General features: G+C 72.8%; 17 protein-coding genes and 1 pseudogene. 12 read left to right on the top strand and 6 right to left on the bottom strand.

Annotation, left to right across the window (positions count from 1 at the left end; genetic code table 11):
• Window positions 1-277 precede the first annotated feature (277 nt).
• The 10 genes and pseudogenes from ABEE00_RS05015 (at window position 278) to ABEE00_RS05060 (ending at window position 12,882) form a co-directional block, all read left to right on the top strand.
• A complete protein-coding gene (locus ABEE00_RS05015; RefSeq protein ID WP_345743993.1) occupies window positions 278-1,552 on the top strand; it encodes an ROK family transcriptional regulator in 1,275 nt (424 codons plus the stop codon).
• A gap of 60 nt (window positions 1,553-1,612) precedes the next feature.
• Window positions 1,613-1,699, top strand: a complete 87-nt coding sequence (locus tag ABEE00_RS05020) for a putative leader peptide (RefSeq protein WP_345744068.1) — start codon at window positions 1,613-1,615, stop codon at window positions 1,697-1,699.
• A gap of 183 nt (window positions 1,700-1,882) precedes the next feature.
• Window positions 1,883-3,484: an ABC transporter substrate-binding protein gene (locus ABEE00_RS05025; protein ID WP_345743994.1), complete on the top strand. Its 1,602-nt coding sequence runs from the start codon at window positions 1,883-1,885 to the stop codon at window positions 3,482-3,484.
• Between the two features lies 1 nt (window position 3,485).
• Window positions 3,486-4,430 carry an ABC transporter permease gene (locus ABEE00_RS05030; RefSeq protein WP_345743995.1) on the top strand — a complete coding sequence of 315 codons (945 nt, stop codon included), beginning with the start codon at window positions 3,486-3,488 and terminating at the stop codon, window positions 4,428-4,430.
• Window positions 4,431-4,436: 6 nt separating this feature from the next.
• The gene (locus tag ABEE00_RS05035; protein WP_451918493.1) at window positions 4,437-5,333 is read left to right on the top strand and encodes an ABC transporter permease; all 897 of its coding nucleotides are present in this window, start codon (window positions 4,437-4,439) and stop codon (window positions 5,331-5,333) included.
• A complete protein-coding gene (locus tag ABEE00_RS05040) occupies window positions 5,330-7,279 on the top strand; it encodes an ABC transporter ATP-binding protein (protein ID WP_345743996.1) in 1,950 nt (649 codons plus the stop codon). Before ABEE00_RS05035 ends, ABEE00_RS05040 begins: the two co-directional genes overlap by 4 nt.
• Window positions 7,276-9,639: an arylsulfatase gene (locus ABEE00_RS05045; RefSeq protein WP_345743997.1), complete on the top strand. Its 2,364-nt coding sequence runs from the start codon at window positions 7,276-7,278 to the stop codon at window positions 9,637-9,639. Before ABEE00_RS05040 ends, ABEE00_RS05045 begins: the two co-directional genes overlap by 4 nt.
• Window positions 9,640-9,898: 259 nt before the next feature.
• Entirely contained in the window at window positions 9,899-11,902 is a 2,004-nt protein-coding gene (locus ABEE00_RS05050; RefSeq protein WP_345743998.1) for an alkyl/aryl-sulfatase, read from the top strand.
• A gap of 71 nt (window positions 11,903-11,973) precedes the next feature.
• Complete coding sequence (locus tag ABEE00_RS05055; RefSeq protein WP_345743999.1) at window positions 11,974-12,300, top strand: thioredoxin family protein; 327 nt, start codon at window positions 11,974-11,976, stop codon at window positions 12,298-12,300.
• A 61-nt stretch (window positions 12,301-12,361) separates the two neighbouring features.
• Window positions 12,362-12,882: pseudogene (locus ABEE00_RS05060) on the top strand (P-loop nucleotide/nucleoside kinase family protein).
• A 25-nt stretch (window positions 12,883-12,907) separates the two neighbouring features.
• Here ABEE00_RS05060 and ABEE00_RS05065 read toward each other — a convergent pair.
• Window positions 12,908-13,963: a methyltransferase gene (locus ABEE00_RS05065; RefSeq protein WP_345744000.1), complete on the bottom strand. Its 1,056-nt coding sequence runs from the start codon at window positions 13,961-13,963 to the stop codon at window positions 12,908-12,910.
• Between the two features lie 158 nt (window positions 13,964-14,121).
• Between ABEE00_RS05065 and ABEE00_RS05070 the strand changes: the two genes are divergently transcribed.
• Window positions 14,122-14,658 carry a nucleoside deaminase gene (locus ABEE00_RS05070; protein ID WP_345744070.1) on the top strand — a complete coding sequence of 179 codons (537 nt, stop codon included), beginning with the start codon at window positions 14,122-14,124 and terminating at the stop codon, window positions 14,656-14,658.
• Between the two features lie 36 nt (window positions 14,659-14,694).
• Here the strand turns inward: ABEE00_RS05070 and ABEE00_RS05075 are convergent, their stop codons facing one another.
• The 3 genes from ABEE00_RS05075 to ABEE00_RS05085 all read right to left on the bottom strand — a co-directional run bounded on the left by ABEE00_RS05075 (window position 14,695) and on the right by ABEE00_RS05085 (window position 18,514).
• A complete protein-coding gene (locus ABEE00_RS05075; RefSeq protein ID WP_345744001.1) occupies window positions 14,695-15,642 on the bottom strand; it encodes a formylglycine-generating enzyme family protein in 948 nt (315 codons plus the stop codon).
• On the bottom strand, window positions 15,639-17,105 hold the full coding sequence (locus tag ABEE00_RS05080; RefSeq protein ID WP_474775247.1) for a sulfatase family protein: 1,467 nt from the start codon (window positions 17,103-17,105) through the stop codon (window positions 15,639-15,641). The genes ABEE00_RS05075 and ABEE00_RS05080 overlap by 4 nt, the downstream gene beginning before the upstream one ends.
• A gap of 131 nt (window positions 17,106-17,236) precedes the next feature.
• On the bottom strand, window positions 17,237-18,514 hold the full coding sequence (locus ABEE00_RS05085) for an ROK family transcriptional regulator (protein WP_345744002.1): 1,278 nt from the start codon (window positions 18,512-18,514) through the stop codon (window positions 17,237-17,239).
• 244 nt (window positions 18,515-18,758) lie between these two features.
• On the opposite strand from ABEE00_RS05085, the gene ABEE00_RS05090 reads away from it, so the two are divergent.
• Complete coding sequence (locus tag ABEE00_RS05090; protein WP_345744003.1) at window positions 18,759-20,186, top strand: sugar porter family MFS transporter; 1,428 nt, start codon at window positions 18,759-18,761, stop codon at window positions 20,184-20,186.
• Window positions 20,187-20,256: 70 nt separating this feature from the next.
• On the opposite strand, the gene ABEE00_RS05095 is transcribed toward ABEE00_RS05090, so the two are convergent.
• Entirely contained in the window at window positions 20,257-21,354 is a 1,098-nt protein-coding gene (locus ABEE00_RS05095; protein WP_345744004.1) for an LLM class flavin-dependent oxidoreductase, read from the bottom strand.
• Complete coding sequence (locus tag ABEE00_RS05100; protein WP_345744005.1) at window positions 21,351-22,736, bottom strand: NtaA/DmoA family FMN-dependent monooxygenase; 1,386 nt, start codon at window positions 22,734-22,736, stop codon at window positions 21,351-21,353. The genes ABEE00_RS05095 and ABEE00_RS05100 overlap by 4 nt, the downstream gene beginning before the upstream one ends.
• Window positions 22,737-22,752 lie beyond the last annotated feature (16 nt).

Below are 22,752 nucleotides of genomic sequence, written 5' to 3' on the forward strand. Positions count from 1 at the left end.
GTACGAAGCAGCGCTCGGAAAAGCGAGGGGAAAGGGAACGGGCGGGAAGGGCCCGTGTCACGCGCCGTGACAACAACGGCAAGTCATGCCCAGGAGCGTGACCGGGCCTCCGAGCGCGGGTCAAGGCCGGTGGCGCGCGGTTCACGACACTGCAACGCCGTGGATACGAGCGGACACGGAAGGCGTGATCCGCGTCGCATCCGCCACGCTCCGTACTCGCCAACGGCCGTACGCCGCATGCATGTTGGAGATCCCACGAGAAAGGACGGCCCCGCCCGTGACGAGCCCCCCGACACACCCGCAGCCGCATTACGCCCTGCCCGCCGTCGGCGACGGCCGCCGCGAGGCCAACGCGGCGCTGGTGCTGCGCACCGTGCTGGACCACGGCCCCGTCTCGCGCAGCGGCATCGCGCGCCGCGCCGGGCTGAGCCCCGCCGCGGTCTCCCGGCAGTGCACGGACCTGCTGCGGCTGGGCCTGGTGCGCGAGGCCGCCGACTTCGGCGCGGGCAACGGCGTGGGCCGCCCGCAGATACCCGTGGAACTCACCCCCGGCGCGGCGGGCGGCCCGCTGACCTGCGGGGTGCACATCGGCGTGCCGCAGTCCACGTTCTGCCTGGTGGACCTGCGCGGGCGGGTCGTGGAGCGGCAGGCGTACGCGCACGACGGCGTCACGGCTGAGAGCATCCCGCACACGGATCTGCCGCACGCGGACCTGCCCGAGCGGATCGGCCGCGCCCTCGCGCGCTTCCTGGCCGAACGCACCGCCACCGGGCCCCTGTTGGGTGTGGGCGCGGCCATCGGCGGCTGGGTCGACCCGGACACCGGCACCGTGGTCCGGCACGACGCGCTGGGCTGGCGGAACGAGGCCCTCGTACGCCGCCTCGAACAGCACACCGGGCTCCCGGTGCGCGCCGACAACCACGCGCGCGCCGTCGCCCAGTCGGAGCTCCTCTTCGGGCACGCCGAGGCGCGCCGCTCCCTCCTGCACCTGTTCGTGGGGAACGTGGTGGACGCCGCCCTCGCCATCGCGGGCACGGTGCACAGCGGACCCGGCGCGGGAGCCGGCGAGGTGGCACACCTGCCGGTGCCGGACAGCACGGTGCGCTGCCCCTGCGGACGTACCGGCTGCCTGGAGGCGACCGTGTCGGACACCGCGCTGATCCGTACGGCACGGGAGCGCGGCATCGACGGGGCCGCCGGCCCCCGAGCGCTGCTGGACGCCGCGGCGGGCGGGGACCGCGGCGCGGACGCGCTGCTGCGGGAGCGGGCGCGCGCGGTCGGCCGGGCCACCGGACTGCTGCTCGACGTGCTCAACCCCGACCTGGTGGTGGTCACCGAGCGGGCGGCGCTGACCGACGACGCCTATCTCGCGGAATTGCGGCATGCGGCGACCGCCTACTCCCACGTGTGCGGCGATCCGGAACGCCTCGTCGTCCCGCATGCCGGACCGGAAACCCTGCCTGTGGCCGCCGCCACAGTGTGGCTGAACGAGCTGTTCAAAAGGCCGCTGCAAAATGCGGGAAACATTCCCTCAATGTTTCCGCAGGAATGACAACCGCCGCGCACGGCACGCGTGTTGACCGCAGTGCGCTGCGCTGACATTGTTCAGCGCGTGACTCCCGACCTGCGCCTCGTCTCCCGCTGGCACGTCGACCTCTGTCGGCAGGCCAGCGCGGTGTGTGCGGTCGCGCGGAGCTGAAGCGGGCCGTTCCGCCCGTTCGTTCCGCCCTTTGAGCGCGCCGTCGCGCGCGCCTTTCCTCACGCGTACGTGACCCGTACGCGATCTCCCGTACGCGAAATCGCCGCCGGGCTCCGGAATCCGTTCCCGGACGTGCCCGGCGCGCTTTCTTTCTGACGCAGCGAAAAGAATGAGGCGTCCCTGATGCACGCGCGCTCTCCCGATCCGGCCCCGCCCTCCCGCTCCCTCCCGCGCCGTGCAGCGCTGCGCGGCGGGGGAGCCGCCGCAGCGCTGCTGGCCTCCGGCGGCGCGCTGGCCGGCTGCCGCTCCGCCGTCTCCGTGGCCGAGGGGCGGGGCGGCGGAGGACCCCGCCGCTCCGGGGACCTGACCGTGGGCACCGCGCTGGAGTTCCAGCCCGCGCTGCTGTTCACCCAGAGCGCCCAGCCGCTCCAGCAGGGGCTCGTCTACAACACGCTGACCCGCTACGACGACAGCCTCACGCCGCAACCCGAACTCGCCCGCTCCTGGAACTACGCCAAGGACGGGCGCAGCATCACCCTGCGGCTGCGCGACGACGTCACGTACCACGACGGTCGGCAATTCACCGCCGACGACGTCATCTTCGCGATACGCAATCTCACGGATCCCCAGCGCTCCGCCCAACTGGCCTCCACCGCTAAGGTCGTGAGCGGATTCGAAAAACGCGGCGACCACGAGCTGACGCTGAAACTGAAACACCCGGTGGGGAACCTCTTCGACCTGTTCGAGTTCATGATCATCACGGACCGGCACAGCATCGAGGACACCCTCAAGGGCCGCCGCCTCAACGGCACGGGCCCCTTCCGCTTCGCGGGGTGGCAGCCCGGCAGCAGGCTGAGCCTCCGCCGCAACGAGCACTACTGGCGCCCTGGCCGCCCCTACCTCGACTCCGTCGAACTGCGCCTCTACAGCCAGCCCGACGCGCTCCTCTCCGCCCTCCGCTCCGGGCAGGCCCAGCTCTCCCTTCAAGTCCCCGGCAACTACGTCGCCACCCTCAAGGGCAACCCCAGCTTCGCCATCAAGCGCTACTCGACCGGCAACGGCGCGGTGTACGTGGGCGCCGACGTGAGCAAGAAGCCCGCCGACTCCAAGCTGTTCCGGCAGGCCATCGCCTGGGCCGTGGACCGCGAACGCGTCGTGGACCAGGCACTCGGCGGCTACGGGCTCGCCTCCGCCGCGCCCTGGCCCCGCTCCTCACCGGTGCACAGCGAGGCGAGCCGCACCCACTACACCCACGACCCCGGCAAGGCGCGGGAGCTGCTGCGCGCCTCGGGCGTCGACCCGCGCGAGCCCGTACCGCTCGGGCACTCCACGCAGCCGCGGATCGCCTCGATCGCGCAGATCGTCCAGTACGACCTGCGGCAGGCGGGCATCCGCACCAGGCTGCGCCCGTACGACGACGCCGAGTTCCAGAACCGGCTGATCTCCGGGACCATGCCCACGCTCTGGATCAACAGCCACGGGTTCGCGCAGGTCCAGCCCTCGACCCTCGCCGTCAGCGCGTACCCCTTCAACGAGGCCAAGAACACCTCGCACTTCGGCTCCCGCGCCTACACCGAGGCCGTCCACGACGCCTGGGAGCACCGGGACAACAAGGGTGCCGCGGCCCATGCCCGCTACCGCCGCGTGTCCGACCTGCTGCTGGACGAGGCGTTCATCATCGACCTCGCCATCGAGGACCAGGTGCAGGTCTCCTCGAAGCGGCTGCGCGGCGTGGGCCTGGGCAAGTTCGGCTACCTCCACCTCGACGACGCCTACCTGGTGTGACATGCGCTCCTACCTTGTGAAGCGGATACCCTCCGCGCTCCTCGTCCTGCTCGCCGCCTCGTTCCTGATCTTCGCGATCCTGCGGCTCGTGCCGGGCGACGCCGCCTCCGTACTGGCGGGGTCCGACGCGGGCCCCGAGTCCGTCGCCGCCATCCGGCATCAACTCGGCCTCGACCAGCCTCTCTTCGTGCAGTACGTGTCCTGGCTCGGCGACCTGCTGCGCGGCGACCTCGGCCCCTCCTACGCGGTCGGCGGCAACGTCGCGGACCTCATCGCCGACGGGCTCGGCGCGACCGCCGAACTCACCGCGGGCGCCCTGCTGTTCAGCCTCGTCATCGGCCTGCTGCTCGGAGTGCTGGGCGCCACCGCGCGCCGCCGCCCCGTACAGGCCCTCGTACGGGCGCTGACCACCGGCGCGCTGGCCGTCCCTCCCTTCGTGACCGGCGTGCTGCTGGTGCTGGTCTTCGCCGTGGCCTGGCGGCTGCTGCCCTCCGGGGGCCGGATCGGCTTCGCCGAGGCGCCCGATCTGGAGTGGCAGTACCTGCTGCTGCCCGCGCTGTGCCTGTCGCTGCCGAGCGCCGCCGTGATCGGCCGCTATCTGCGCGACAGCCTGGAGAACGCCTTCGCCGAGGACTACATCCGCACCGCGACGGCGGCCGGGGTCAACAGGCGGCGCCTGCTGTGGCGGCACGCGCTGCCCAACGCGCTGCCGCCCGTGGTCACCCTGGTCGGGCTCCAGACAGGCCAACTGCTGGGCGGCGCCGTGCTGGTCGAGGCGATCTTCGCCTGGCCCGGGCTCGGCCAGCTCGCCGAACAGGGCCTCAACGGCCGCGACTACCCCCTCGTCCAGGACCTCCTGCTGCTCCTGGTCGGCTTCTTCGTCCTCATCCAGCTGCTCACGGACGTCGTGCACGCCTGGCTCGACCCGCGTATCCGGTGGGAGTGATCACCCTTGTCCGCCTCGCCCACGACGTCCCCGCCGCCCCCGACGGAGACCGATCCGCCGGAGCCCGCGCCCGTACGGGCACGCCGCCCCCGGCACGCCTACCTCGCCGCGCTGGCCACCCCGCGCGGCCGCGCCGGGAGCCTGCTCGTCGGTCTCGTCGTCCTCGCCGGGATCTGCGCGCCGCTGCTCGCCGGGCACGACCCGACCGCGCAGAGCGCGCACGCCCTCGCCGTGCCCGGGACGCCCGGACACCCGCTGGGCACCGACGACCTGGGCCGCGATCTCTTCGCGCGGGTGCTGTACGGCATCCGTACGGACCTCGAGGTGATCGCGGTCGCCGTCCCGGCCGGCGCGCTGCTCGGCTGTGCGCTCGCCCTGCCGGCCGCGGTGCATCCGCTGGTGGACTCCGCGGTGCAGCGCGCCTTCGACCTGGTGCTGTCCTTCCCCGGGCTGATCCTCGCGCTCGCCGTGACCGCCGTGCTGGGCCCGGGGCGCTTCCCCGTGATCCTGGTGATCGCGCTGGCCGAGGCGCCGCTGTTCGGGCGGCAGTTGCGGGGCGGGATCCTCGTGCAGCGCGAGCGCGAGTACGCGGTCGCCGCGCGGGTCGGCGGCACCGGGCGGCTGCGCCTGCTGGTCCGGCACATCCTGCCGAACTGCGCCGACCCGCTCGTCGTGCAGGCCGCCGTCTCGCTGACCGTCGCCGTGTTCCTGGAGGGCGCCATGAGCTTCCTCGGCGTCGGCGTACGGCCGCCCGAACCGTCCCTCGGCGGCGTGCTCAGCCAGGCGCTGCCCTATCTCGCCCAGGCCCCGTTCTACGCGGCGGGCCCGCTGCTGTCCGTCACCGTGCTCGTCCTCGGCCTGTCCCTCCTGTCCGAGGCCCTGAACAGGGAGATCCGCAAATGACCACCACGACCGAACACCTGCTGTCCGTACGGGGTCTGCGCGTCTCCTTCCCGGGGCCCGCTGCCGGGCCCGGTGCCGACGTACCCGCCGTGCGCGATGTCGACTTCACCCTCCGGCGCGGCGAGACCGTCGCGCTCGTCGGCGAGTCCGGCTCGGGGAAGTCCACCACCGCGCTGGCCCTGAACCGGATGCTGCCCGGTGCGGGGCGGATCGCCGGCGGTTCGGTACGGCTGGACGGTGCCGAACTGACCGCGGCGGAGGGCGAGGAGCTGCGCGGCGTGCGCGGCGCCCGGATCGGGATGATCTTCCAGGACCCGATGACGTCGCTGAACCCCGTGCTGTCGGTGGGAGCGCACCTGGACGAGGTGCTGCGCGCACACGGATCCGTGCGCGGCAGGGGGCGCGGCGCCCGCGCCGAGCGCCGGGCCCGCGCCGTCGAGCTCCTGGAGCTGGTCGGCATACCGGAGGCCGGGCGGCGCGTGGACGACCACCCGCACCAGTTCTCGGGCGGTCAGCGGCAGCGGGTGCTCATCGCCATGGCCCTCGCCAACGAGCCGGACCTGCTCATCGCCGACGAGCCCACCACGGCACTCGACGCCACCGTCCAGGAACAGATCCTCGACCTGCTCACCGACCTCAACCGGCGTACGGGTACGGCGCTGCTGCTCATCACCCACAACATGGGCGTGGTCGCCCGCAGTTGCGCGCGGATGATGGTGATGTACGCCGGGGAGATCGTCGAGGACGGCCCCACCGAGCGCGTCCTCACCCGCCCCCGGCACCCCTACACCCGGGGCCTGCTGTCCGCGGTGCCCCGGCTCTCCGCGCCCTCCGGCACCCGGCTCGCCGGCATCCCGGGCAGCCCGCCGGACCTGAGCGCCCTCCCGCCCGGCTGCGCCTTCGCCGCCCGCTGCCCGTCGGCCGACGACCACTGCGGAGAGGAGGCCCCGCCGCTGGTGGCGGAGGGCGCCGGGCGGGCGGCCTGCTGGCATCCGGTCGGTGAGGGGGAGCTGTTGGGGGCTTCGTACGAGGGGGCCGCGTACGAGGGGGCCGCGTACGGGGAGCGCGCGTACGGCGTGGGGCCGGGCGGCGATTCCGTGGCTCGTCCGGTCGCTCCCGCTCCCCTCATCGAAGTGGAGGATCTGCGCAAGGAGTTCCCGCGGCGCGGGAGTGCGGGCCGGCGCGGCCGTGACCGGATCACCGCCGTGGACGGTGTGTCCCTGCGCCTCGCGCCGGGCGAGACCCTGGGCATCGTGGGGGAGTCCGGGTCCGGCAAGTCCACTCTGGCGCGCATCCTCGCGCACGCGCACCCCGCCGACGGCGGCGCCTACCGGCTGCGCGGCGAGGACGTACTGCGCCCTTCGCGCGGTGCGCTGCGCGGGCTGCGGCGCGAGGTGCAGATGGTGTTCCAGGACCCGTACGCGAGCCTGAACCCCCGCATGACGGTGGGCGAAAGCGTCGCCGAACCCCTGCGGGCGCATGGGCTGCACGGCACGCGCCGGGGCCGCGAACAGCGGGTGGCCGAGCTGCTCACGCTGGTCGGCCTCGACCCCTCGGCGGCCGCTCGCCGCCCGCGCGCCTTCTCCGGAGGACAGCGCCAACGCATCGGCATCGCCCGCGCGCTGGCCCCGGAACCGTCCGTCCTCCTCTGCGACGAACCGGTCTCCGCACTCGACGTCTCCGTCCAGGCCCAGATCGTCAACCTCCTCGCCGAGCTCCAGCGCGAACTCGGCCTCGCCATGCTCTTCATAGCCCACGACCTCGCGGTGGTACGGCAGGTGAGCCACCGCATAGCGGTCATGCGAGAGGGCTGCATCGTGGAGACGGGCCCAGCAGACGAGCTCTGCACCGATCCCCAACACCCGTACACCCGAACCCTGCTGGCAGCCGCCCCCGAACCGGAACCGCGCGCGGCGACCGCACCCGCCGAGGGAGTCCCCGCATGAGCGTCCCGAGCCCTTCCCGCCGCCCGGAGCACGGGAGCCCGCGCCGTGACCCGTACGAAGGCTTTCCCGGACGCGTCGGGCGCACCTTCGCCGAATCCGAACCGGCCTGGCCGCAACCCCGCAGCGCCCCGCCCGGATCGCCCAACATCGTCGTGGTCTACCTGGACGACATGGGCTTCGGGGACGTCGGCCCGTTCGGGTCCGAGGTGCCGACGCCCGTGCTGGACCGGGTCGCCGAGCGCGGGGTGCGGCTGACCAACTACCACACGCAGCCGCTGTGTTCGCCGGCGCGCGCCGCGCTGCTCACCGGCTGCAACCCGCACCGCGTCGGCTACGCGATGGTGGCGAACGCGGATCCAGGCTTCCCCGGCTACGGGATGGAGATCGCCGATGATCTCCCGACCCTCGCCGAGACGCTGCGCGGCGCCGGGTACGCCACGTACGCCGTCGGCAAGTGGCACCTCGCGCGGGACTCCTCCTCGCACGCGGCCGCCGACCGCGCCAACTGGCCGCTGCAGAAGGGCTTCGACCAGTACTACGGGGTGCTGGAGGGGCTCACGAACCTCTTCCACCCGCATCAGCTCGTACGCGACAACAGCCCGCTGGACATCGACGAATTCCCGGACGGCTACTACTACACCGACGACCTCACCGACCAGGCCATCGGCATGATCAAGTCGCTGCGCGCCCACGACGCCGACAAGCCCTTCTTCCTCTATCTCGCGCACAACGCCGTGCACGCCCCGCTCCAGGCCAGGCCGGAGGACATCGCGCGGCACCGCGGCCGCTACGACGCGGGCTGGGACGCGCTGCGCGAGGAGCGCTTCGCCGCGCAGAAGCGCGCCGGGCTGTTCCCCCAGGACACCGAACTGCCGCCGCGCAACGCCGAGTACGGCCTCGACGTACCGGCATGGGAGGACCTGGACGAGGAGGAGCGGCGGCTCTATGCGCGCTACATGGAGGTGTACGCCGCGATGGTCGACAACGTCGACCAGAACCTCGGCCGCCTCCTCGACACCCTCAGCGCCCTCGGCGAACTGGACAACACCATCGTCGTGTTCAGCGCCGACAACGGCGGCAGCGGCGAGGGCGGCGCCGAGGGCTCGCGCAGCTACTTCAGCCGCTTCGCGCACCACCCCGCGCTGCCCGGCGACTGGGAGCCCGACGTGGCCCGCGACCCCGAGCTGATCGGCGGGCCGCGCAGCCTGGTGCACTACCCGCGCGGCTGGGCGATGGCCTCGAACACGCCGTTCCGGCTCTACAAGCGGCACACGTACGCGGGCGGGGTGCGGGTGCCCTTCGTGCTCTCCTGGCCGGCGGGGCTGCCGCGCGACACCGGCCGCGGGGGTGACGACGGGATTCGGGAGCAGTATCAGTACGTGACCGACGTGGCTCCGACCCTGCTGGAGCTGGCGGGTGTCGAGCGCCCCGCGACCCTCGGCGGCCGGCCCGTACAGGAGCAGGACGGCGTGAGCTTCGCGCGGGTGCTCGCCGACCCGGACGCCCCGAGCACGCACGGCGAGCAGTACTGCGAGATGACCGGCAACCGCAGCTACTACCGCGACGGCCACAAGATCGTCACGCTGCACCGGCCAGGCGACCCGTACGACGACGGCGAATGGGCGCTGTACGACATCCGCACCGACCCCACCGAGATCCACGACCTGTCCGGCGAACGCCCCGAACTGGTCGCGGAGTTGGCCGCGGCCTGGGAGAAGGCGGCCTGGCGCAACGGGGTCTTCCCGCTGCCCGACACCTCCGGCGCGCTGGCACGGCGCGGCCCCGGCGAGGAGGGGCTGTCCCGCCCCGTCACGCTCCTGCCCGGCACCCCTGAGCTGGAGCGCTACCGTTCCTCGCGGCTCATCGCCTTCCGCTCCTTCACGGTGGAGGCCGAGCTGGGCCCGTACCGCGCCGGCGAGGAGGGCGTGCTGGTCTCGCACGGCGACCAGGGCGGCGGGTACGGCCTGTACGTGGAGGACGGCCGCCTCCACTTCGCGTACAACGCGTACGGCGCACTCCACGAGACCGACGCGGGACCGCTCGCACCCGGCGACCGCCTGATCCGCCTGACCGCGACCGCCGAGCACGGGCTGCGCTGGCGCTTCACCCTCACCGTCGACGGCACGGAGCGCGCACGCACGGGCCCTGTGCACCAGCTCATCGGCATGGCCCCCTTCCAGGGCATCAGCATCGGCATCGACCGCAAGTCCCCGGTCTCCTGGCCCCTGTACGAACGCCACGGCACCCACCCCTGGACCGGAACCCTGCGCGCGGTGACCTACCGCCCGGGCCCGCTCGGCCCCGACGCGCCGGAGGCACGGGCCGAGGCGCTGCGGGAGGCGGCGGGGGCCTTCGAGTAGGGGCGCGGGCCCTCCGGGGACGCGGGTCCTCCGGCCACTTCCCGCCACCTCCGGGAGGAGGGGAGTGGCCGGTTCCGCGGCTTTGGGCGCGGAGTGCCGGCTGCGAGGATTCCGCTGACGACCCGTCATGGCGCCTGCCGCGCCGCCCCGTTCCCGCCCCTCCGGCCCTTCACGTGCCGAGTGGGGCCCGCTCGTCGCATCGCACGGTGTACCCGAGTCTGTGCCGAGTGCGCGCTCGGCCGCGTGAGGGGAGAGACCGTTGACCGGTTCCGCGCACCACACGCCCCAGCCCGCGACCTCCTTGACGCGGGATCTGAACGCCGCGGTGCACGTCCCGCCACCCGATGAGGACGCCGAGGTCGGACTCGCCAAGCGCGGACAGCTCGTGCCGCTGCCGGCCGACTTCACCGTGCAGCGGGCCGGCGGCCACGCGACGGCCTGGAGCCTGGAGCCGTACGGGTTCCTGACCGGGGACGCCCCGGACACGGTCAACCCGAGCCTGTGGCGCAACGCGAAGCTGAACATGGTGACCGGCCTGTTCGAGGTCGTGCCCGACGCGGTGTACCAGGTGCGCGGCATGGACCTGTCCAACATCTCCTTCCTGGAGGACCCGCGCCGCGTCTCCCGCGAGGTCGTGGTGGTCGACCCGCTGATCAGCGAGGAGTGCGCCGCGGCCGCCTGGCGGCTCTACCGCGAACACCGCGGCGAGCACCGCACCATCCGCGCCGTGATCTTCACCCACTCCCACCTGGACCACTACGGCGGCGTGCTCGGCCTGTTCGAGAACGGCCGGCTGCCCGAGGGCGTGGACATCATCGCCCCCGAGGGCTTCCTGGAGCACTCGGTGAGCGAGAACGTCTACGCGGGCAACGCCATGCAGCGCCGCGCGATGTTCATGTACGGGCCCCTGCTGGAGCGGTCGGCGCAGGGCCAGGTCGACGCGGGGCTGGGCAAGAGCATGTCGGCGGGCTCCTCGGGCCTGCTGCCGCCGACGTACACGGTCACCCCGCGCGTGGCGAGGCCCGGACACGTGGTGCCGTTCGGTCCGGTGAACCTGGAGTTCCAGCTCACGCCCGGCACCGAGGCACCGGCCGAGATGAACTTCTACCTGCCCGACGTGCAGGCGGTCTGCATGGCGGAGAACGCCACGCCCACCCTGCACAACCTCTACAGCCTGCGCGGCGCGCAGGTCCGCGACGCCAAGGCGTGGTCGCAGTATCTGAACGAGTCCGTCGAGTGGTACGCGGGCCGCTCCGAGACCCTCTTCGCCTCGCACTTCTGGCCGCGCTGGAACACCGCGCAGGAGCCCGACGCGATCACCTCGTACCTGACCAGCCAGGCCGACCTCTACCGCTTCCTGCACGACCAGGCGCTGCGGCTGGCCAACCACGGCCGCACCATGACCGAGATCGCCGAGGACCTGGACGCGCAGGTGCCGCGGAGCCTGGCGGAGCACTGGTTCAACCGCGGTTACTACGGCACCGTCAACCATGACCTCAAGGCCGTCTACCAGCGCTATCTGGGCTGGTACGACGGCAACGCGGCCCATCTGCACACCCTGCCGCCCGAGCAGGCCGGTCCCCGGTACGTGGACGCGATGGGCGGCGCGGCGAAGGTCGTGCGGCTCGCCCGGGAGGCGTACGAGAACGCCAAGAGCGCGGAGGACTACCGGTGGGCGGCCGAACTGCTGAGCCACGCCGTGTTCGCCGACCCCACCGGCACCGAGGCGCGCGAACTGGAGGCCGACGTCCTGGAACAGCTCGGCTACCAGGCCGAGAGCGGACCGTGGCGCAACTTCTATCTGGCCGCGGCCCACGAGCTGCGCACACGGCCCGCCGACGGGAGCGCGGACGGGCTGCCCTCGCCGCAGATCATCACCGAGCCCGTGCTGGAGGCGATGCCGCTGGAGATGCTCTTCGACTACCTCGGCATCCGGCTCAACGGCCCCGAGGCGGCGCACCACTCGCTCGCGCTCGGCCTCACCGTCAGCGGCGGTCTGGAGGGCGACCCCAGCCAGTGCGTGGTGCGGGTGCGCAACGGTGTCCTGGTCTTCACCGCAGGTCTCGTCGACGCGGAGAGTACGGACGCCTCGTACACCGTCACCCGCGCGGGCCTGAACCGCCTCGCCGTCGGCGACGCCACCCCCGAACAGCTCCTCGCCGACGGCGAACTGACCGTGACCCAGGGCGCGCTGCGGCCGCTGAACACGCTGAACGGGCTGCTGGAGACGTTCGAGTACTGGTTCGGCCTGAGCACGCCCTGAGCCGGCCGCGTTGGCCGCACCCTTGATCACTCCCCGACCCCGGCACCACCGACCCCGCAGAGGAGAGCCCCATGAGCGGCACCGTCGTCGACGTCACCGACGCGGACTTCGAAGAGAAGGTCGTCAAGGCTTCCGGCCCCGTCCTCGCGGTGTTCCGCACCGAGTGGAGCGCCGTGTGCCGGGCGCTGGACCCGATCCTGGCGGACGTCGCCGAGGAGTATGCGAACCGTCTGACCGTCGCCCGGCTCGACATCGACCAGAGCCCGTTGACGGGCCCGAAGCACAACGTCACCGCGGTCCCCACGCTGTACGTGTTCAAGGGCGGGGCGAAGGTCGGCACCCGCATCGGGCCGTCCACCAAGAACGACGTGGTCAGGCTGGTAACGCCGCACCTGTGACGGCCGTCCCGCACGCGCTGAGGGCGCCGGACCCGCCCGCGACGCGCTACCGTCGGGCCTCGTGATCGTATGGCTGAACGGGACACACGGCGCGGGCAAGACCACGACCAGCGCGCTGGTGCGGGAACTCCTGCCGGAGTCGCGGGTGTTCGATGCCGAGAAGGTCGGCGAGACGCTCATGGACATCACGCCGGGCCTGCCCTGGACGGGCAACTTCCAGGACTGGCCCCCGTGGCGGCCGCTCGTCGTCGACACCGCGCGCCGGGTGCTCGACTACACCGGCGGCACCCTGGTGATGCCCATGACCGTGCTGGTCGAGGCGTACTGGAGGGAGATCAGCGCGGGCCTCGCCGAGCACGGCATCCCCGTACGGCACTTCGTGCTCCACGCCGACCAGGACACCCTCCGCGACCGGATCATGGGGGACACCGTCATGGGCCCTCGGAATTCCGCCTCCACTATCTGGAGCCGTACGCCGAGGCGGCCCGTACGTGGCTGCACGGCGAGGCCGAGGTCGTCGACACCACGCACATCACGCCTGACCAGGCGGCACAGCGGATCGCCAAGGCGGTCCAGGGGTGATGCCCCGTCAGCCCGCCCGTACCCGTCAGTCAGCACGCGGTGCCGCCTCGATGAGGGAGAAGGGGCTGGGCGCCGGCAGCGGGGTGATGGCCGGCGGGCCGAAGCCCGTGGCCTCGCAGAGCGCCGCGAAGTCCTCGGCCGTGCGTTCCCTGCCGCCCAGGTTGACCAGCATGTTGAGGTCGCTGAGGTAGCCGACCACCGCACGCGGGTCGGCGGCAGGGGGCAGCACGGGCTCGATCAGGAGGAGCCTGCCGTGCGGCGGGAGGGCCGCGCGGACGGTACGGAGGATGGTGCGGCACCGGTCGTCGTTCCAGTCGTGGACGACGCTCTTGAGGAGATAGACGTCGGCCTCCTCCGGCACGGAGTCGAAGAAGTCGCCGACGACCGGGGTGAACCGCTCGCTCAGCCCCGCCTCCTCCATCGTCCCCGCCGCCTGCGCCAGCCCCCGGGCGGTGTCGTACACGATCCCGTTCAGCCCGGGGTGCGCCCGCAGCACGGCGGCCAGCAGCGTGCCGTCACCGCCGCCCACGTCGACGACCGTGTGCGCCGCGGAGAAGTCGTAGCCCTCGCACAGCACCGCGGCCGTGGCCCGGGTGACCTCGCCCATGGCCGCGTTGAACCGCGCGGACAGCTCGGGCCGCTGCTCCAGGTACGCGAAGAACGGAACGTCGAAGACCTGCTGGAACGCGGGGTCGCCGGTGCGCACGCTCTCGGCGAGCCACGCGAAGGAGCGCCCCAGGAGCGGTTCGGTGAACAGCCGCGCGAGGCCGGCGAAGGAGTCCGCGGCGTCCTGCCGGAGCAGTTGCCCGGTCGATGTGAGCGCGAAGCGGCCCGGGCGCGTCTCGCGCATCAGCCCGAGCCCCGCCAGGGCGCGCACCAGCCGCAGCAGCGCGTCGGGGTCGGCCCCGCACTCGGCGGCCACTTCGTCGGTGGTCCGCTCCGCGTCCGCGAAGCGGTCGGGCACGCCGAGCCGCACGGCCGCGCCGACCGCGTGCGCGGCGGCGGCGCCGAAGATCAGCCGCATGAGCGCGAGCCGGTCCTCCGCTTCCTGGCCCCTCGAACCCGCCCGGGAATCCGGCATGTCGGCCCCCTGCCACCCGTCGCCCGGACGCCCGGTGCGTCGGGCCGGCCCGGTACCGAGGCTAACCAGGTGCCCCTGAGCGCTCCAGCCCGAAGTGCTCAGGACCGGCGCGGCCACCGCGTGCCGCGGAGCCCGCATGGGAGAGGCTGGGCCGCGTGATGGACAACGAACACGACGACGGACACGACGACGGACACGACAAAGAGCACGCGTATCTCCGACGCTGTGTGGAGCTCGCCGCCGAGGCGTTGGAAGCGGGCGACGAGCCCTTCGGTTCGCTGCTGGCGGCGGCTGACGGCAGCGTCCTCTTCGAGGACCGGAACCGCATCGCCTCGGGCGACCGCACGCGGCACCCCGAATTCGCCCTCGCCCGCTGGGCGGCCGAGCACCTGAGCCCGGAGGAGCGCGCAGCAGCCACCGTCTACACCTCGGGCGAGCACTGCCCGATGTGCTCGGCCGCGCACGCCTGGGTGGGCCTCGGCCGGATCGTGTACGTCAGCTCCGCCCGGCAACTGGCGCGGTGGCTCGGCGCATTGGGGGTGCCGCCCGCACCCGTGGCCGTCCTCCCGATCCAGGAGGTCGCACCCGGAGTGCCCGTGGAGGGCCCCGTACCGGAGCTGGACGAGGAGGTGCACGCGCTGCACCGGCGCTACCACGGCGCGGGCTGGCGGACCCGGGCCAGCGGACCCGGGTGAGCGGGGACCGGGCGCGCGCCTCCGCCGGGGCCGCGCCTAGGAAGACGCCGTGCGGAACCCCGTATGCCCCGAGCTGCTGTCCCCGGTGTTGGCTGTGCGGGCGGCGACCCGGTAGCGGTTGCAGTACGAGCGGTGGCACAGGTACGAGCCGCCGCGCAGCACCCGCGGCGTGTCCGCCGGAGCGCCGGCCGCCTCCGCCGCGCCGTCCCACCGGTCGGCGCACCACTCCCACACGTTGCCCGACACGTTGTGCAGGCCGAAGCCGTTGGGAGGGAACGCGTCGACGGGGGCGGTGCCGCGGTAGCCGTCCTCGGCGGTGTTGCGGGTGGGGAAGGTGCCCTGCCAGATGTTGCAGCGGTGCTCGCCGCCGGGCTCCAGCTCGTCGCCCCAGGGGTATCGCCGCCGGTCGAGGCCGCCGCGCGCCGCGTACTCCCACTCGGTCTCGGTGGGCAGCCGTGTGCCCTCCCAGGCGCAGAACGCCTGCGCGTCGTCCCAGGAGACGTGCACGACGGGGTGGTCCTCGCGGCCTTCGACGCCGCTGCCAGGACCCTCCGGAGCGTCCCAGCGCGCGCCCTCCACGGCGCACCACCACGGCGCGGCGTCCATCCGCGGGGAGATCCGCCGCAGCCTCCCGGGCAGGAACGAGGCGAACACGAAGGACCAGCCGAAGCGTTCGGCCGCCGTGCGGTGCCCCGTCGCCTCCACGAAGGCGGCGAAGCGCGCGGTGGTCACGCAGTGCGCGTCGATCGCGAACGGCGCGACCCGCGCCTCGCGCACCGGCCCCTCGGAGTCCTCCGGGTTCACGTCCCGGTCCTCGCTGCCCATGAGGAAGGTGCCGCCGGGGAGGGCGAGCAGCGAGCCCCCGGCGGTATCAACTGCCTTGTCCAGTACGGGAGTTGGTACGGAAACGGGCTCGGGCCCAGCAGGCTCGGGAGCCCCCGCCGCGCCCCGCCCCGGGGCACAGCACGCGCGCGTACCGCTCACTGCACGGGCCCGTCCTGCTCGAAGGACGACAGGGTCGTGTCGTAGTCGGTCTCGACGTCGTACATCGGCGTCATCCAGTGGTAGAAGTTGTCGCCGCGCTCCCGCAGCAGCCCGTACAGGCGCTGCGTCAGCTCGATCCGTACGGGCTCCATCTCGGGGTGCTCGTAGCGGTTGTGCAGCTCGTCGGGGTCGGCGTGCAGGTCGTACAGCTCGTTGCGGGACTCGGGGTTGATCACCAGCTTGTGGCGGTCGGTGCGGATCATGCGCTGTGGGTACGGGAAGTGGTGGCCGTGGAATTCGGCGAGCACATGGTCCGCCCACTCGGGATGCTCCCCGCGCACCAGCGGCAGGAGGCTGCGGCTGTCCACGGCGGGGGAGGGGTCGGATTCGGCGAGGTCGAGGACGGTGGCCGTGCAGTCGGTCAACGACACGAATTCCTCGCGCACTTGGCCACCCGGCGCCCCGGGGACCCGCAGCAGCCCCGGGATCCGGTAGATGTCCTCGTACATCGCCGGACCCTTGTCGTGCAGCCGGTGCGCGCCGGTGAACTCCCCGTGGTCGGCGGTGAAGAAGACCGCCGTCCTGTCCTCCAGGCCCAGTTCGCGCATGGCGGTAAGGATGCGGCCGATCTGCATGTCGATCAGCTCGACATAGCCCCAGTAGACCGCGACCAGCTTGCGGCTCTCCTCCAGCGACATGGTGTCGAAGGCCCACAGACGGCTGTAATTGCTCTGCACGGGCGGCTTGTCCGCGAAGGTCTCGGCGACCGAGGCGGGCAGCTCGACCAGCGAGGGGTCGTACCTGTCGTAGAACTCCGGCGGCAGGATGTACGGCAGATGCGGCCCGAAGAAGTGCGTGGCCAGGAAGAACGGGGTGCGGTCCGGGCCGCTCTCGTCCTCCGCGTAGCGCTCCAGCATCTCGATGGTGCGGGTCGCGAGATAGTGCTCGAAGGTCGCCTCGACCGGCTGGTCCAGTCGCGCCGCGAGCAGATTGCCCGGGCTCCCGTTGGGCGTGGTGCCGCGCACCGGGTCGGTGATCCGGTACGGGGGAAGGTCCCGCTCCTTGAGGTAGGCCAGGTAGTCGGGGTGGTCCACCGGGTTGTGCCAGCCCGGCAGCGAGGGCCCGTCGAAGCCGTACGAGGCCGCGTCCCGTTTCACGCCACCGTGCCACTTGCCGAGCAGTCCGAGGTTGTAGCCCTCGTCGCGCAGCGTCTCGGAGAAGGTGAACTGACCCTCAGCCAGGTCCTCCTGATAGCCCACGTTCCGCTCGTAGTTGGCCAGCAGCTTGTGCCGGAAGGGCGCGGCCCCCGTCAGCAGGCTGGCCCGCGCCGGGGTGCAGATGGCGGTCGGCGTGTAGCAGCGCTCGAAGCGGGTGCCCGAGCCGGCGAGGGCGTCGAGGTTGGGCGTGGAGACGTGGGGATTCCCGTAACAGCCCAGGGTGTCCACCCGGTGCTGGTCGGTCATCAGGAACAGCATGTTGTGCCGCACAACGGGCCTTTCGTTCGGGTCTGTCGGGGGGCGCGGGGCCCCGGATGCGGGTGCTCGGTGCGGGCGGTCGGCGTGAGCGGCCAGTGCGGGGTGGTCAGCGCGGGCGGTCAGCGCGAGCGGGCCTCGGGGGACGGAGGCTCCTGCGGTGAGGTCCCCGCCGAAGCCCCCGTCGGAGCCCCCATCTGCGCCGCCGCCGGATCCGCGTACCCGGCCAGCAGCGGCGACTCGCGCAGCACGAGCGCGAGCCCGCCCAGCGCGCCGCCCCTGTCGTCCAGTTGGGCCGGGGTCAGCCCGATCCCGCGGTGCACGAGCGGTGCCGAATAGGCGCGGAACGCCTCGCGCGCCGGGTCCAGCAGCCGGGGCCCGAGGGCCGCCACCTCGCCGCCCAGCACGATCCGTTCGGGGTTGACCGTCGTACAGGCGGCGGCCAGCGCACGGCCCACGGCCGCGCCCGCCTGCTCGACCGCGGCGCACGCGCGGTCCTCGCCGGCGGCGACCGCCTCCTGGAGCCGGTCCCTGCTGCGCCGGCCTGCCGCGCGCAGCACGGCGGGCAGCGAGGCGTACCGCTCCAGGCAGCCGCGGCCTCCGCACCAGCAGGCGGGGCCCTGCGCGTCGACGCAGATGTGCCCGATCTCCCCTGCGGCGCCCGAGGAACCGCGGAACAGCCGCCCGTCGACCACGAGCCCGCCGCCCACGCCGTAGGACAGGGCGACGTGCAGCACGTCGGCCGCGCCGGCCGCCGCGCCCCAGACCGCCTCGCCGAGCGCGGTCAGGCGGCTGTTGTTGTCGGCGAGCACCGGGGCGCCCAGCTCCTCGGAGACGAGGTCGGCCAGCGCCTGGCGGCTGCGCGGCGCCGCACGGCGTTCCGCGGCACCGGCCCGGGTGCGGCCGCCGTGCTCGGCGGTCTCGCCCGGGCCCGGCGTGCCGAGGCCGATCCCGGCCACCGCGCCCAGGTCGATGCCGCCCTCCTCGGCGAGCTCGCGCACCGCGTCGGCCGCCGCCCGCGCCCTGGTGCGCACATCGGCGCGGGCCGGGCAGGTGCGGCCGCCCGAGGCGGTCACCTCGTGCGCGGCGTCGGCGAGCACCGCGTAGATCCGCTCCCTGCCGATCTCGATGCCGATGGCCTGCGCGGAACGGGGGTTGAGCGAGAGCCGCTGCACCGGGCGGCCGCGGCCGCCTGAGGGCCTCGGCTCCGGGCCCTCCACGAGGACGCCGTCCTCCAGCAGTCCGCCCACGATGCCGGAGAGCGTCGTGCGGGACAGGCCCGTCAACTCCCCGATCTCGGCGCGGCTCCGCGGACCGCCGGCGCGCAGCAGCGCGAGCACCCGCTCGACGTTGCTCTGGCGCAGTTGCCGCAGCGCGGACTGATTCCTCACCACTCCCATGACCGGCAGCCTGCCCGGGCCCTCTCTTTACGTCAAGAGCATGAACATAAATCGGTGACCTGTGCCGAGCACTCGCGAATTCCGACGAAGCATTGACGTTAATCGGGGGCGGGAGCACCATGACTGGCCGCACCGCACTCCGGCTCTGCTCCCTGTGTGCTTCCGGCGGGCGGTGCCGACTCCCGTGCTGAGCCTCACCCTTCCGGCCCGTCCGACACCACGGTCGACGACCCGAGGAGACCTCATGCCCCATCCAGCAAGCGGCCGGAACACGAAGGCCGGGGAGGCCCCGCCTCCCGCCGCCCGGTCGCCGCGCGCCCTGCTGCTCTACCTGTGCGGCGCGTTCGGCGGGCTGCTGTCCGGCTACGACATGGGAGTGGTCGCGGGCGCCCAGCTCTTCATCACCCGCGACCTGGGCCTCAGTCCGTGGATGCAGGGCGCGTTCGTCAGCTCCCTGATGATCGGCGCCGTCGTCGGCTGCGCCGGCGCGGGCTCGCTGACCGAACGGCTGGGGCGGCGGCCCGTGCTGCTGGCCACCGCCGTGGTCTTCGCCGTCGGCGCGCTGGGCATGGCGCTGGCCCCCGGGCCCTGGGTGCTCATCGTGTTCCGCACCATCGCCGGGCTCGCCGTGGGCACCGCGTCCTCGGTCATCCCCACGTACCTCTCCGAGCTGGCGCCCACCCGGATACGCGGCCGCGTCAGCGCGCTCAACCAGATGATGATCGCCGTCGGCATCTTCGGCGCCTACCTCGTGGACCTCGCGCTCGCCGAACACGCCGCCTGGCGCTGGATGCTGGGCGTCGCGCTGCTCCCCGCGCTGGTGCTGTTCGCGGGCATGTGGTTCCAGCCCGAGACCCCGCGCTGGCTCGCCACCCACGGCCGCACCGAGGAGGCCCGCCGGGTGCTGGACCGCCTGCACGGCCCCGGGGAGGCGGCGCACGAACTGGAGGAGATCGACCGCGCGGCGCGCCGGCACACCGAGGGAGCGGCGGCGCTCTGGCGCGAACGGCCCGTGCGGCGCGCCCTGTTCATCGGCATCACCATGGCCGTGATCCAGCAGGTCATCGGCAGCAACACGATCGTCTTCTACGCGCCCAGCATCCTGAAGGCCGCCGGCTTCGGCGACACCGCCGCGCTGCTCAACAGCGTCGGGCTCGGCGCCCTGTCGATCGTGATGGTGCTGGTGGCCGCGCGCCTGGTGGACCGCGTCGGGCGCAAGCCGCTGCTGCTGACCGGTCTTGTCGCGATGGTCGCGAGCATGGCGGTGCTCAGCGTCGTGTTCTTCCTCGGCGCGCTGGAGTCCACCGGCGGGAAGATCGCCGCGGTCTCCGCGCTCGCCCTCTTCAAGGGCGCCTACTCGCTGAGCTGGGCGCCGCTGCTGTGGGTGATGCTGCCCGAACTGTTCCCGCTGCGGGTGCGCGGGCCCGGCGTCAGCGTCTGCTCCGGCGCCAACTGGGGCGCCAACTTCCTGGTCTCGCTGCTCTTCCCGGTCCTCCTCGCGGCCGGCGCGGGAACGGTCTTCGCGCTCTTCGCGGTGCTGGGCGTGGCGGCCTTCGGCTTCACCTTCCGCTTCCTGAAGGAGACCGCGGGCCGTTCACTGGAACGGCTGGAGTTCGAGGAGGACGCACCGGGAGCCGATCCGGCTCCGCTGGCGCGCGCCGGGGAGGGGTGAGACGAGAGCTGCGGCGGGTCCCCGTACGGTGCCGAGTACGAGGCGACCGTACGGGGACCCGCCGCCGCCCTCACGACGCCAGGCGCTCACCCACCTCCTGAGCCCCGCTCCCGTCGCGTACCGGCTCCCACGGAAACGGCGGGTCCGGGATCTCGCGGCGGAGCACCGGGGCGACCTCCGACTGGAACAGCGCGAGGGAGTCCCGGTGCTGCCGCGCGGAGAGGCCGCTCGCGTCGGCGGGGAGGTGCAGGACGGTGTGGCCGAGCTGCTCGTGGTAGCGGTGCACCTTCTCGATGATCTGCTGCGGGCTGCCGACCAGCGCCGAACTGTGCTCCACGAAGTCCTCCAGCGTGGGGAAGACCGGCTCCAGACCGAGCTGCTTCTGGAACGCCAACTGGCCCTCGTACACAGGCCGGTAGGCGGCGACTGCCTCCTGCGAGGTACGCGCCGCGAAGAAGCCCGCCGACCCGGCGCCCACCACGGCGTCCGCCGGATCCCTGCCGTGGGACTCCCACCGCTCCCGGTAGTGCCGCACCAGCTCGGCGTACGGCCCGATGGGGTGCGTGACGTTCGCGGAGAAGAGCGGGTCGCCGTGGCGCGCGGCGAGTTCCACCGACTCGCGGCTGGTCGCGCTGCCGTGCCACACGCGCACCGGCCGCTGATAGGGCCGGGGCAGCACCTCGGCGCGCTCCAGCGGGGGCCGGAACCGCGGTACCGCGGTCACCTCCTCGTGCCTCCAGATCCGGCGGAACAGCTCGTAGCCCTCCGCGTTGCGCTCCCACTGGTCCTCGGGCGTGACGTGGAACAGCTCGCGCTGCGCCGTCCCGTTGCCCTTGCCGATGATCAGCTCGAGACGCCCGCCGGAGAGGTGGTCCAGCGTCGCGTAGTCCTCGTACGCGCGCACCGGGTCCAGCAGGCTCAGCGTGGTGACCGCGGTGAACAGCCTGATGCGCGAGGTCAGCGCGGCGATGTGGCTGAGCACCACGGGAGGGGACGAGGACAGGAAGGGCCGCTCGTGCCGCTCGCCCACCCCGAAGCCGTCGAAGCCCAGCTCCTCGGCGAGCACCGCGTTCTCGAGCACCTCGCGGAAGCGGTCGTGCACGGGCTTGAGCACCCCGGTGACCGGGTCGGGCGCATGCACGATCAGGGTGATGGCCAGGAACTTCACGAGGCCGCCCGGTGGTTCAGGGGCGCGGCCCCGTCCGGGTGCGCCAGGCCCAGGTGCTCGCGCAGGGTGCTGCCCTCGTACTCCGTACGGAAGACGCCCCACTCCTGGAGCAGCGGGACCACGGTGTCCGCGAAGCGGTCGAGGCCGCCCGGGGTGATGTGCGGGACGAGGATGAAGCCGTCGGAGGCGTCGTTCTGCACGAAGCGGTTGATCGTCTCGGCGACGGTCGCGGGGGAGCCGACGAAGGACTGCCGGTTTCCGGTCTCGATGACGAGGTCGCGGATGGACCAGTTGTTGGCCGCCGCCAGCTCACGCCATTCGCGCGCGGTGGCCAGCGGATCGCGGTACATCCGCACCTGCGCGCGGCCGCGCGCCACGGTGTGCTCGCCCAGGTCGGGGTCGATGTCGGGCAGCGGCCCTTCGGGGTCGTACGAGGAGAGGTCCCGGTTCCACACCCACTCGAGCTGCTTGATCGCGGTGGCTCCGCTGACCTGCTTGCGGCGCACCTCGCGTGCCAGCTCCTCGGCCTCCGCGTCGGTGTCGCCGAGCACGAAGGTGGCAGCGGGCAGGATCAGGAGCTGGTCGGGGGTGCGGCCGTACCGGGGGAGCCGTCCCTTCACGTCCGTGTAGAAGGACTGCCCGGCCTCCAGGGTGCTGTGCCTGCTGAAGATCGCGTCCGCCTCTGAGGCCGCGAACTCCCGCCCCTCCTCGGAGTCGCCCGCCTGGAAGATCACCGGTCGGCCCTGCGGGCTGCGCGGCACGTTGAACTGGCCCTCGATGGCGAAGTGCTGCCCCTGGTGCACGAAGGACCCGGCCTTCGCGTCCCGCAGGAAGGTGCCGGCCGCCTGGTCGGCGACGATCTCGTCGCCCGTCCAGGAGTCGAAGAGTTCGTGCGCGGTGGCCAGGAACTCCTTGGCACGCGAATACCGCTCCTCCTGCGGCAGGAAGCCGCCGCGCCGGAAGTTCTCGCCGGTGAACGCGTCCCAGGAGGTCACCACGTTCCACGCCGAGCGCCCTCCCGAGAGGTGGTCGAGGCTCGCGAACTGCCGCGCCACCTCGTACGGCTCGTTGAAGGTGGAGTTGATCGTGCCGGTCAGGCCCAGCCGGTCCGTGACGGCCGCGAGGGCCGAGAGTACGGTGAAGGTGTCGGGGCGCCCGACCACGTCCAGGTCGTAGATCTTGCCGCCCTGTTCGCGCAGGCGAAGCCCCTCGGCGAGGAAGAGGAAGTCGAACTTCGCGCGCTCCGCCGTCCGCGCGAAGTGCGCGAAGGAGCTGAACTCGATGTGGCTCCCGGCCTCGGGGTCGCTCCACACGGTGGTGTTGTTCACGCCGGGGAAGTGGGCGGCGAGGTGGATCTGCTTCTGGCGCTTGTCGTTGCTCATGGTGATCCGGTCCCTC

It is taken from the genome of Streptomyces odontomachicola (assembly GCF_039605595.1).
In the GTDB taxonomy this organism is placed as follows: domain Bacteria; phylum Actinomycetota; class Actinomycetes; order Streptomycetales; family Streptomycetaceae; genus Streptomyces.